Origin of the sequence: Gordonia sputi NBRC 100414, assembly GCF_000248055.1 — a bacterium.
GTDB classification, from domain to species: domain Bacteria; phylum Actinomycetota; class Actinomycetes; order Mycobacteriales; family Mycobacteriaceae; genus Gordonia; species Gordonia sputi.
The window spans coordinates 138,035-149,566 of the sequence record NZ_BAFC01000022.1 but is presented as its reverse complement, the minus strand read 5'-3'; the positions used below and the strand labels follow the sequence as shown (position 1 = coordinate 149,566).

The window sequence follows — 11,532 nt, the reverse complement described above, 5'->3', positions numbered from 1 at the left end:
AGGTTCAGCCCGCGAGGATCTCGCGAAGCTTCTTGCGGCTCACCTTGCCGACGCCGGTCTCGGGGAACTCGTCGATGATCTTGACGACGTCGGGGAGCTTCCACTCGGCGAGGCCGTTCTCGCGGACAAAGCGTCGGATACCAGCGAGATTCGGCGGATTGTCGGCGTCGTCGGGGATCAGATAGGCGCAGGTGCGCTCACCGAGATAGGGGTCGGCTACCGCCACCACGATGGCGTCGCGCACCGCAGGGTGTGTCAGCAACTGTTCTTCGAGTTGCTCGGCAGACACCTTCTCGCCACCGCGATTGACACGATCGCCGCCACGACCCCGCACCACGACGTTGCCGTCCGCCGTCAGCTCGACGACGTCGCCCGTGCGGTACCAGCCGTCGGACGCGAATGACGACGCACTCGCGTTCTGCCAATACGAACGTATCGTGTACGGCCCCTGCGTCTCCAGAAAGCCCGGCCCGGAACCGACGTCGACGCCGTCCTCGTCGACGAGTCTGATCTGGTCGTCGGCCGACATCGGACGGCCCTGCGTCGTGGTGATCACGTCGATCGGGTCGTCGAGTCGCGTGTAGCAGACCAGGCCCTCAGCCATGCCGAACACCTGCTGCAAGCGCACGCCGAGTGCCGGGCCGATGCGGCGTGCGAGTTCGTCCGGGCAGCGCGCACCTCCTACCTGGATGACGTCGAGAGACGAGAGGTCGAAAGATGTTCCGGCCTCGGCGGTTTCGGTCCACAGCCGCGCAAGGGGCGGCACGAGGCCGGTCATCGTCACGCCCTCGCGCGCCACCATCTCCCATGCGACGGACGGCGCGGGCGACGCGGTGAGGGCGATCGTCCCGCCGGCACACATCGCGCCGAGAATGCCTGGCGAACTCATCGGGAAGTTGTGTGCGACGGGCAGCGTCGCGAGATAGACCGTGTCGGCGGTGACTCCGCAGAGTTCGTTACTGCGACGCACGCTGTAGAGGTAGTCGTCATGTGTGCGCGGAATGAGCTTGGGGATGCCCGTACTTCCACCCGAGAGCTGTAGGAAGGCGAGCTCGGCGGGGTTCGCGCGGTCGTGCTCGATTGGTTCCGTAGACAAGGCGTCGAGGTCGTCGGCGTCGATCCACCGGGTGATCGAATCAACCTGTGCCGCAATGGTGTCGGCGAGTCCGCGATAGTCGAACCCCGAGTCCTCGCGTGGCGAGATGATTGTGGTGACGCCGGCAGCGCGCGCGATACCCACGAGTTCGCCCGCTCGATGAGCGGGAAGGGTGAAAACCGGAATCGCACGGAGTCGGAACAGCGCAAAAACGGCTTCGACGTAGCAGACCCGGTTCGGGATCTGGACCAACACTCGGTCATCGGGTGCGATACCGAGTTCGACCATGCCCGCCGCGACCCGGCCGACGCGATCGTCCAGCTCCGCGTAACTGAGCCTTCGGTGGATGTCGACGACAGCGGTATGGTCGGCGGACGCCGGGTCGGCGGCACGAGAGCGCAGGACGTCGTCGAACGTCTCCCCCACCCACAGTCCGTCGGCTCGATATTTCGCTTCCAGTTCCGGGGGCCATGGAGACACGAGCATAAAGGTGAGGCTACCCTAATGGCGTGGCTATCCCGACGATCACCCCGTACCAGATTCCCGACGGACCGTTCCCGCAGCGCGTCGACTGGAAGTTGGAACCCTCGCGCGCCGCACTGCTGATCCACGACATGCAGAACTACTTCATCGACGCCTACGCCACGCAGGCCGAACCGATGGCTACCGCGCTCCCGAACATGGTCGCCATCCGCGCGGCCGCCACCGCCGCGGGCATACCGGTCGTCTACACGGCCCAGCCCGGCGACCAGCATCCCTCACGTCGAGGAATCCTCGCCGATTTCTGGGGCCGTGGACTAGATTCCGGCCGCGACGAGAACATCATCCCCGCACTGGCGCCGCGCAGCGGCGACATCACCGTCACCAAGTGGCGGTACTCCGGATTCCAGCGCACCGATCTGAGACACCTGCTGGCACGCCACGGGCGTGATCAGCTCATCGTGATCGGCGTGTATGCCCACATGGGCTGCATGATCAGCGCCACGGAGGCGTTCATGATGGACGTCGAACCGTTCTTCGTTGCCGACGCCGTCGCCGACTTCACCCGTGACGAACACACGATGGCGTGCGAGTACGTCGGCAAGCGTGCGGGCCGGGTCCTCACCACCGACGACGTTGTCGAGGCGCTGCGGAAAGGCGCAACGTCAGAATCGGACACCCCCGCGCGCGGGGCGCGCAGCCATGCCTGATCCTGACCTGCCTGATCCTGACCTGCCTGAGCCCGCCTTCCCTGAACCCGTCCTACCTGAACCCGGCTCGCTCGCGGGAACGCGTGCGGTGGTCACCGGTGCCGCGGGGGGTATCGGGGCAGCCGTCGCCGCGTTGCTACGCGCGCATGGGGCATCGGTTGACGCGTGGGATCTGATGCACGACACCGGTATTCGTAGTGTCGACGTCACCGATCGGCAGGCGGTCGGCGATGCATGGAAGGCGGCGACGCAGGCGGGCCCCGTCGACATCGTCGTCTCGGCCGCGGGCGTGATGGCCGACGACTGGGATACCTGCATGGCCGTGAACGCGGGCGGGGTGCGCAATCTGCTCGACGTCTCACTCGACGACCTCACCGCGCGACGAAGCGGATCCGTCGTGGTCGTCTCGAGCAACGCCGGAGCCACACCGCGATCGGGACTGGCGGCATACGCCGCATCGAAAGCCGCCGCGACGTCGTACGCACGCAGCCTCGGACTCCGGGTCGCGCCATACGGTGTCCGCGTCAACATCGTCTCCCCCGGTTCCACCGACACGCCGATGCTGCGGGGCATGTGGACCGACGACGCTGATCGAGACCGGGTACTGGCCGGAGATCCGGACGCGTATCGACTCGGAATACCGTTGGGACGCATAGCAAGTCCCGAAGATGTCGCCTCGACAGTGGTGTTCCTCGCGTCGAGCGCCGCACGCCACATCACCATGCACGACCTTCGTGTCGACGGAGGTGCGACGTTGGACATGTGATGTGCGATGTACCGTCCGAAACTGACATAACCGACACCGACGATTGGATTGAAGTGAAGAAAACGCGCGCGACGCGGGCACTCGCGGTTCTGCTGACAGCAGGACTCATCGGTTTCCTGGCCGCTTGCTCGTCCTCAGAAGACGACGCATCGTCGTCGTCCTCGGAATCGTTCGCCCCCGTGACGATCGACCACGAGTACGGCAGCACCAAGATCGACAAGAAGCCGACCAAGGTCGTCAGCTTGCTCACCGACTGGACCGACACCCTTGCGGCGCTGAATATCCCGATCACCGCTGAGTTCGTTCCGCAGGGCACCCCGAGCTTCGAGTGGACTCCGAAGCACGACTCCGAGGTGGTGCAGGTCGCAGACATCTCGCAGGTCAGCGTCGGCGAGATTGCCAAGTACCAGCCGGATCTGATCCTGGCGGGCTACGTCGGCGACAAGAGTCGCTACGACAAGCTGTCCGAGATCGCACCGACCATTCCCGTCCTGACCAAGGGTGCGACGGTCGACACCTGGGAGAAGATCACCACCACCACCGGGCAGATCTTCGGCAAGCAGCAGCAGGCATCCGAACTCGTCGACTCGACGAACAAGAAGATCGCTGACTTCAAGGCAAAGTACCCTGCGGCCGTTGGCAAGACGTTCACCTTCGCACAGGTTGGCCCGACCGGTCAGGTCGGCGCTATCAACACCACCGACGACGCCGCCGCAGGGCTGATCGCCCAGCTCGGATTCACCCTGAACCCGAAGGTCGCCGCCGAGCACAAGGAGGGTTCGACGCGCTCACTGATCTCTGCCGAGCGAATCGACCTGCTCGACTCGGATCTACTCGTGGTCTACACGCCGGGCGGCGACCCTGCTGTCGCAGAACGCGTTCCGGGTTGGTCGTCGCTCCCCGCGGTCAAGAAGGGCACCGTGGTGTTCCTCGACGACAAGACGCAGCCCGCCTTCAGCGTGCCCAGCGCACCGTCGGTCGGATTCGTGATCAACACTCTCGACCCCGTGGCTGCCAAGTTCTGAGTCAGCCAAGTTCTCACGGCGCCAGTTCCAGGGAGAACACCCCATAACGACTGCGTCCCGCTCACCGAGCAATCGGTGAGCGGGACGCAGTTCTTGTGGTATCAGGCCGTCGGCCAGCGTTGCTTTTCAGACCAGGCCAGCGCGTTGGTCTCGGCGTAGACGCCGACGCCGTGGCCCGCCTGGTAGGTGCGAAGATCGACATCGACGCCGTTGGCCTTCGCGCGATCGACCCACTGCGTCGTCAGTGGCGCGAACGCCACCGGATCGAGTGCGCCCTGCTGGAGCAGAATCGGTGCGGGGTAACCCTTTTCGGGCACGTAGGTCACCGAACGCAAAGCCGGGATCAGCGGCCCCTCGTTGAATGGCTTCGCAACGAGTTGCCCGACGGTCATGCCCTTTGTCGCGCGACCCTGATTCGGGTAGCACAGCGTCTGGGCATCCTTCACAACCTTGCGCCCCCGCGGGGTCAGGTACGAATCGACGTCCACATCGGGACGCGCGACCTTGAGTCCTGCGAGCACATACGAGAAGTAGGTGACGTAGTCAGGCACCTCGACCGGGGGAACGCCCGGTCGGATCGCCGAGAAGTAGTCGGCGATGTCGACGGGCGGTGAGGTCGCGGCGACACCGACATTGGTCAGCTCGGGCGCGTACGACGGCGTGAGGTGACCGGCCCACAGCGCAGCGTGTCCACCCTGCGAACCGCCCGTGGACACAAAGCCCTTCGACGTCTGCGCGCCGGCGAACTGTGGGGTCACCACACGCGCCGCGCGAACGGAATCGAGGATGTTCTTCCCGGCGACGTCGCCGTCGAGGTAGGCGTGCACGCCGGGGCCGCCGATACCTGCGTACTCGGTCGCCGCGATGACGTAGCCCTTCTTGAGCCACGGACCAAGCCAGGAGTCGTAGCGCCCCTGATGCCCCATGCGATCGGTGACGGTGCAGTCGTCGCCGAGCCCCGCGGTGCCATGACCGTAAGCCAGTACGCGATAGCCATCCTTCGGTGCGGCGACGGCGGGAATCATGATCGTGGCACGCACGGGCACGAGCGTGCCGTCACTCTGCGGCGAAAGGTAGGTAACGGCAACGACTTTGCCCGCTCCCGCCACTTTCGCGTCGGGCCTGTCCGTGATGTCTTCAGCGCTGAGTACGGTGCCTGCCTTGGCGGGCGCTGCCGCGGCGGGAGTCGCGGTGAGTGTGGGCACCAACCCGATCACCACCGCCAGGAGTATCGATACCACCGACCCAAGCATCACGGCGAAACGACGCCGCGGGATCCTGGCCAGAGAACGCATGAGACCGCCTTCCTTACAGACACGGCGCCCGACATTAGGCGACCCTAAGCAACCTAGCAGGCCATCGGGGTCTCACGGTCGGTGCCCCGTCGGTCACCGACGATCGAAGGAGGCGAGGATTTCCTGGGCAGCCAGGGCAGGCGTCAGGTCGCCGGAGCCGACACGCGCTTCGACGTCGCCGCGGATCCCGGCGACCTCGGGGCTGGCGGCCAGACGGCTGAGCAACTCGTCGCGCACCATCGTCCATGTCCAGTCGATCTGCTGGCGGCTGCGCCTGGCGTCGAACTCGCCTGCGTCGACCAGCACGGAATGATGGCGCTCGACGGCCCGCCAGAAGTCGTCGACGCCGGTGTTCTCGAGCGCGCTCATCGTCAGGACGGGCGGCACCCACAGCGCGTCGTGTGGATAGATCAGCTTCAGCGCATTCTTCAGTTCGCGCGCAGCACCTTTGGCCTCGGTGAGATGCGAGCCGTCTGCCTTGTTCACGACGATGACGTCGGCAAGCTCGAGCACACCCTTTTTGATGCCCTGCAGTGAATCGCCGGTCCGCGCGAGGGTGAGGAACGTGAACGTGTCGACCATGTTGGCGACGGTCACCTCCGACTGACCGACGCCAACCGTTTCGACGAGCACCACGTCGAACCCGGCGGCCTCGACGAGCACGATGCTCTCGCGGGTTGCCTTCGCGACGCCACCGAGCGTGCCCGACGTCGGAGACGGCCGGATGTAGGCGTCGGGATGCACGGCCAGGGTGCCCATGCGTGTCTTGTCGCCGAGTATCGAACCACCCGTGCGCGTCGACGACGGGTCGACAGCCAGCACCGCCACGCGGTGACCCTGCTCGATCAGATGCATCCCGAGCGCTTCGATCGTCGTCGACTTGCCGACGCCGGGCACGCCGGTGATCCCCACGCGAAACGACTTTCCGGCATGCGGGGTGAGCGCCAACAGCAACTCCTGAGCCGCCGCACGGTGATCCGGTCGCGTCGACTCGACCAGGGTGATCGCCCTCGCGAGATCGGCGCGGCGATCACCGAGCACACCGTCGGTCAGCGCCTGAACATCAACCCGACGTTGCACACCCATTAACCGGCAGCCACCTCTGGCAACTCGATCTCGAGACTGTCTGCGAGCTTGGAGATCAACTCGACGGCGGAATCGGCGATCACGCTGCCGGGCGGGAAGATCGCCGCGGCGCCTGCCTCGTAGAGCTCGTCGAAATCACCCGGTGGGATGACGCCGCCGACGACGATCATGATGTCCTCGCGGCCGACGTCAGCCAGCGCCTGACGCAGTGCCGGTACCAGCGTGAGGTGACCGGCTGCCAACGATGACACCCCGACGACGTGGACGTCGTTGTCGGCCGCCTGCGCGGCGACCTCCTCCGGCGTGGCGAACAGTGGGCCGACGTCGACGTCGAATCCGAGGTCGGCGAATGCGGTCGCGATCACCTTCTGGCCGCGATCGTGGCCGTCCTGACCCATTTTCGCCACGAGCACGCGGGGTCGTCGACCCTCCGCCTCCGCGAAACGTCGAACGATGTCGGTCGCCGCGTCGATGTTGCTCACGTCGCCTGCCTCATGCCGGTACACCCCGCTGATGGTCTTGATCTGCGCCTGGTGGCGACCATAGACCTTTTCCAGCGCGGCCGAGATCTCGCCGACTGTCGCCTGATGACGTGCCGCCTCGATCGCAAGCGCCATCAGGTTGTTGTCCAGGCCACCCGAGGTGTCGGTCGACGCGGCGGCGCGGGTGAGATCGGCCAGTGCCGCATCGACGGCCGCCTGATCACGTTGTGCCCGAAGCCTTTCGAGCTTCTCGAGTTGTTCGGCCCGCACCTTGGAGTTCTCGACCTTGAGAACCTCGATCTCTTCGTCGTCGTCGACTCGGTACTTGTTCACGCCGATGAGTGGTTGCTGGCCCGAGTCGATGCGCGCCTGGGTGCGGGCGGCAGCCTCCTCGATGCGGAGTTTCGGCAAACCCTCGTTGATGGCCTGCGTCATGCCGCCGGTCTCCTCGACCTCCGCAATGTGGCGACGAGCCTTCTCGGCGAGTTGCGCGGTGAGCCACTCGACGTAGTTCGACCCCGCCCACGGATCGATGGGACGCGTGGTGCCCGACTCCTGTTGGAGCAGTAGCTGCGTGTTGCGGGCGATTCTTGCCGAGAAGTCGGTCGGCAGAGCGATGGCCTCATCGAGCGCGTTGGTGTGCAGCGACTGCGTGTGCCCCTGCGTCGCAGCCATTGCCTCGACGCAGGTGCGTGCCACGTTGTTGAAGACGTCCTGCGCCGTCAGTGACCATCCGGACGTCTGCGAATGTGTGCGCAGCGACAGCGATTTCGGGTTCTTCGGGCTGAACTGTGCGACCAGTTCACTCCACAGCAGCCGTGCGGCACGGAGCTTGGCGACCTCCATGAAGAAGTTCATGCCGATACCCCAGAAGAAGGAAAGTCGGGGGGCGAACTTGTCGATGTCGAGGCCCGCCTCAATACCGGCGCGGATGTACTCGACGCCGTCGGCGAGCGTGTAGGCCAGCTCGAGATCGGCGGTCGCTCCGGCCTCCTGGATGTGATAGCCGGAGATCGATATCGAGTTGAACTTCGGCATCTTCGCGCTGGTGTAGGCAAAGATGTCGGAGATGATCCGCATGGAGGGCTTGGGCGGATAGATGTAGGTGTTGCGGACCATGAACTCTTTGAGTATGTCGTTCTGGATGGTCCCGGCCAGCTTCTCGGGCGGCACGCCCTGCTCTTCGGCGGCAACGACATACAACGCCAGGATGGGCAACACGGCGCCGTTCATCGTCATCGACACCGAGACGGCGCCCAGGTCGATACCGTCGAAGAGCTGACGCATGTCGAGGATCGAGTCGATCGCGACGCCCGCCATACCGACGTCACCTGCGACGCGCGGATGGTCGGAGTCGTAGCCGCGGTGGGTTGCGAGATCGAAGGCGACCGACAGGCCCTTCTGCCCGGCCGCCAGATTGCGTCGGTAGAAGGCGTTCGACTCCGCAGCCGTCGAGAAGCCCGCGTACTGACGAATTGTCCACGGCTGGTTCACATACATCGTCGGGTATGGACCGCGGATGAAGGGGGCGGCGCCGGGGATCGAGTCGAGCGGATAGGGGTGCTCGGCGTCGCGGGTGACGGCGTCACGGTCGGCGCGCGTGTAGATGGGCTTGACGTCGATCTGCTCGGGTGTGCTCCAGACGACCTGCTCGGTCGAATAGCCGTTCGCCGAGGCGAGCGCATCGATCGCGTCGGCGGCATCCGACGATGCTGCGGTGGCGGCGAAATCGCCTGCGCCGTCGAGGTCGACGTCGGCGAAACTCCCGATCGTTCCCGTCTGCTGTGTGCCCGCCTGGTGCGTATCAGTCATGCCGAGGCTCCCGAGGTATCCGCCCCGACCGGGGTCGATGTGGTCAGCGTGTCAAAAAGATCCTGCAGGGTGGCGACCGCGTCGATGCCGACACGCAGCGAGCCGTCGGGCTTCGCCTGACCGTCGGATTCCGTTGCAGGCCATTCTCTTTCGGGTCCGGCGAGGAGCACGGTGCCGAGTCCGGCCGCACGTGCCGCCGCCAGCGCGGCGGGCCCGTCGTCGGCGTATCGCTGTTTAGTTCCGCAGATGACCGCAATCGGGGTGTCGGCCGCGGTTGCGAGGTCGGCGATGTCGTCGGCGGTCACCGGTCCGGGGTTGATGACCGCGATTCCGCCTGCGGCAAGGAGATTCGCCACGAAAGTGGTACGTCCGTTGTGTTCTGCGACGCTCCCGAGCGGCAGCAGCAGTACCGTCGGGCGTCGTCCGGTATCGGCGAGGACGGCGTCGGATCGATCGCGCAATGCCTCGAATGCGCGCCCGACCCGTGCGAGCCGCGGACCTCCGGTAGCGAGGCCGGTCGTGTCGGCAGTGTCCTGGCCGAGCGGCTTCTCGTCGAGGTTGGGGAATTCACTGACCCCGGTGACCGGCTTACGACGATGCGCCACCTCGACGTCGCGTCGAGCCAGCGATTCGCCGATACGGTCGGCGACCCACCCCGACGAGAGCGCGGCCCGGTAGCCACCGGCGGCCTCGATGTCGGTGAAGACCGCCCACGCGTTGGATGCGAGGTCGTCGGTGAGGCTTTCGACAAACCACGAACCGCCTGCGGGGTCGAGGACGCGGCCGACGTTGGATTCCTCGAGGAGTAGCAGCTGGGTGTTGCGGGCGATGCGTCGGGTGAACGTCGGCCCCGACGTGCGCTTCGACGCCGGCAGCGCGGCATCGTAGGGCAGGACGCTCACCTGGTCGGCTCCGCCGACACCCGCACCGAAAGCAGCAACCGTGCTGCGCAGCATGTTCACCCAGGGGTCTCGCTGCGAGTACATCGAGAGCGCGGTGACCGCGTGGGTGAGCGCACCACCGACCTCCGGCGCGTCGAGGACACCGGCGACACGCGCCCAGATCTTGCGCAGCGCACGCAGTTTCGCGATGGATGCGAACTGGTCATCGTCGACCGACACACCGAACGACACCTGGGTCAACGCCTGCGCCGGAGACAACCCGGCGTCGGTGAGATCACGCAGATGTGTGAGGGCCGCGCCCACGACGAGCGCGATCTCGAGCCCGTTGTCGGCACCGGCGGTCGCGAAGTCGGCACCGTCGACGCGGAACGTCCGTAGGGCGGGATCGGGATTCGCGACGGCTAGCGCAGTCGCCTCTGCGGCGTCGACGGTCGGTCGGCCGCTGAATGCCGCCGTCAGCGGCGAGAGTCCCAGCGAATGGGTCGTGCCAACTGTGGGCGCAATGGTCACAGGTGGCTCGGGCGCACCTGCACGGATCGCGGCGAACGCCTCTGCCGCAGCGATCCCGTTTTCCCCGACGTCGAGTGTCACCGGCGCGAGATCGAGGTAGACGCCGTCGAGCACCGTGGCGAGGTCGTCAGCCGACACTGCCCCACCGACCGCGATCCACAGGCCGCTGGTGCCGTTGTTCATGGCCTCGAGGATCTCGGTGTTGACCGCCGCCGCGCCGACGGCCGGATCGTCGCCGAACCGCTCGGTGACTCGCCACCCGGCCGTCACGTCGCGCGCGGGATCCGCACCACGAACGTAGGGAAACGCCCCAGGCAGGCCGGGCTCGGGGGTTTCGTCCTTGCGGGTGTAGAGCGGCCGAACCGTGAGGCCATCGGCCGTCGAGGTCGACAGCAGGGCTTCTGGAGCATCGGGAAGGTCGGCGACGTCAACCCGCCGCGACTTGGCTAGTACTGCAGCCGCCGACTCCGACCACCGTTGGTAGGCCTCGTCGAGTGCTGCAAGGTCTGACTGCACAGGCTGATCATTCATGTGGTCTGGCTAACCTCCGTGATGCTCCTGTTGGGCGCGTAACCGAACCTTAGCCGATCGTTCGCTCGGTCGAGTAAGTGCTCCACGGAAGCAGTTCGCACATGAGATGACGAGTAGAGTTACCCGGTGCCTTCCGAGACCGCGACCCCGACGCCTCCACGTCAGGTCGGGGACCGTGTGGCACGCAGACGGGTCATCCGAAACGCGGTCATCGCATTCGTCGCGGGCTGCATTGTCCTGTTGGTGTCGTACCTGGTCCCCGTCCCGACGGTCGCAAGTGTGCGTAGTTGGGGCCAAGACCTGGGGCCAGGGTTCGTCTGGGTCTTCTTCCTCGCGTACGCGCTGCTGACCGTGTTTCCCATCCCCCGGACCGTGTTCACGGTGTCCGCGGGCGTGCTGTTCGGACCAGTCGTGGGTCTTGCCGGTGCACTGGTCGCGACGGCGGTGGCCGCCACGCTCGGATTTCTCCTCGCGCGGTGGGCAGGGCGTGACCGGGTCACGCCGTTCCTACGCCGTCCGGTCGTCATGACGATCGACAGGAGGCTTGCTGCGCGCGGGTGGTTGGCGATCGGATCGTTGCGGTTGATCCCGATCTGTCCGTTCTGGCTGCTGAACTGGTGCGCCGGACTCTCGTCGGTGCGACTGCTCCCCTATCTGGTCGCAACGATCGTCGCCTCGGCGCCGGGCACCGTCGCGGTGGTCCTGCTCGGCAACGCCCTGACCGGCGAACGCAATCCGATGCTGATGCTCTTGAGCGCCACGTTCTTCGCCGTCGGCGTCATCGGGCTGATCGTCGACGTCCGACTACCGGTACGCGAGCAGTCGACAGCTGCGTAG

General features: G+C 66.0%; 9 protein-coding genes. 4 read left to right on the top strand and 5 right to left on the bottom strand.

From position 1 onward, the window contains the following. Positions 1-4: 4 nt before the first annotated feature. Complete coding sequence (locus GOSPT_RS03105) at positions 5-1,582, bottom strand: (2,3-dihydroxybenzoyl)adenylate synthase (protein ID WP_005202864.1); 1,578 nt, start codon at positions 1,580-1,582, stop codon at positions 5-7. Positions 1,583-1,605: 23 nt separating this feature from the next. On the opposite strand from GOSPT_RS03105, the gene GOSPT_RS03100 reads away from it, so the two are divergent. From GOSPT_RS03100 to GOSPT_RS03090, 3 genes are read left to right on the top strand one after another with little or no spacing between them, the layout of a single operon-like run. Continuing rightward, positions 1,606-2,286, top strand: a complete 681-nt coding sequence (locus tag GOSPT_RS03100) for an isochorismatase family protein (protein WP_005202863.1) — start codon at positions 1,606-1,608, stop codon at positions 2,284-2,286. Further along, positions 2,279-3,052 carry a 2,3-dihydro-2,3-dihydroxybenzoate dehydrogenase gene (locus GOSPT_RS03095; RefSeq protein WP_005202862.1) on the top strand — a complete coding sequence of 258 codons (774 nt, stop codon included), beginning with the start codon at positions 2,279-2,281 and terminating at the stop codon, positions 3,050-3,052. The genes GOSPT_RS03100 and GOSPT_RS03095 overlap by 8 nt, the downstream gene beginning before the upstream one ends. Before the next feature lie 53 nt (positions 3,053-3,105). Next, on the top strand, positions 3,106-4,077 hold the full coding sequence (locus tag GOSPT_RS03090; RefSeq protein WP_039854583.1) for an iron-siderophore ABC transporter substrate-binding protein: 972 nt from the start codon (positions 3,106-3,108) through the stop codon (positions 4,075-4,077). A 101-nt stretch (positions 4,078-4,178) separates the two neighbouring features. Here GOSPT_RS03090 and GOSPT_RS03085 read toward each other — a convergent pair whose 3' ends face one another. From GOSPT_RS03085 to GOSPT_RS03070, 4 genes are all read right to left on the bottom strand, one after another. Beyond that, complete coding sequence (locus GOSPT_RS03085; protein WP_005202856.1) at positions 4,179-5,372, bottom strand: lipase family protein; 1,194 nt, start codon at positions 5,370-5,372, stop codon at positions 4,179-4,181. A 93-nt stretch (positions 5,373-5,465) separates the two neighbouring features. Continuing rightward, complete coding sequence (gene meaB, locus GOSPT_RS03080) at positions 5,466-6,458, bottom strand: methylmalonyl Co-A mutase-associated GTPase MeaB (RefSeq protein ID WP_005202855.1); 993 nt, start codon at positions 6,456-6,458, stop codon at positions 5,466-5,468. Continuing rightward, entirely contained in the window at positions 6,458-8,752 is a 2,295-nt protein-coding gene (gene scpA, locus GOSPT_RS03075; protein WP_005202853.1) for a methylmalonyl-CoA mutase, read from the bottom strand. The genes meaB and scpA overlap by 1 nt, the downstream gene beginning before the upstream one ends. Then, entirely contained in the window at positions 8,749-10,695 is a 1,947-nt protein-coding gene (locus GOSPT_RS03070; protein ID WP_005202851.1) for a methylmalonyl-CoA mutase family protein, read from the bottom strand. The genes scpA and GOSPT_RS03070 overlap by 4 nt, the downstream gene beginning before the upstream one ends. A gap of 126 nt (positions 10,696-10,821) precedes the next feature. Here GOSPT_RS03070 and GOSPT_RS03065 point away from each other — a divergent pair, with 126 nt between their 5' ends. Further along, the gene (locus GOSPT_RS03065; protein WP_005202850.1) at positions 10,822-11,532 is read left to right on the top strand and encodes a TVP38/TMEM64 family protein; all 711 of its coding nucleotides are present in this window, start codon (positions 10,822-10,824) and stop codon (positions 11,530-11,532) included.

Excerpts from the sequence above, each read along its gene's own strand:
- GOSPT_RS03105 (WP_005202864.1), bottom strand. The coding sequence starts at position 1,582 with ATGCTCGTGTCTCCATGGCCCCCGGAACTGGAAGCGAAATATCGAGCC.
- GOSPT_RS03095 (WP_005202862.1), top strand. The coding sequence starts at position 2,279 with ATGCCTGATCCTGACCTGCCTGATCCTGACCTGCCTGAGCCCGCCTTC.
- GOSPT_RS03085 (WP_005202856.1), bottom strand. The coding sequence starts at position 5,372 with ATGCGTTCTCTGGCCAGGATCCCGCGGCGTCGTTTCGCCGTGATGCTT.
- meaB (WP_005202855.1), bottom strand. The coding sequence starts at position 6,458 with ATGGGTGTGCAACGTCGGGTTGATGTTCAGGCGCTGACCGACGGTGTG.
- scpA (WP_005202853.1), bottom strand. The coding sequence starts at position 8,752 with ATGACTGATACGCACCAGGCGGGCACACAGCAGACGGGAACGATCGGG.
- GOSPT_RS03070 (WP_005202851.1), bottom strand. The coding sequence starts at position 10,695 with ATGAATGATCAGCCTGTGCAGTCAGACCTTGCAGCACTCGACGAGGCC.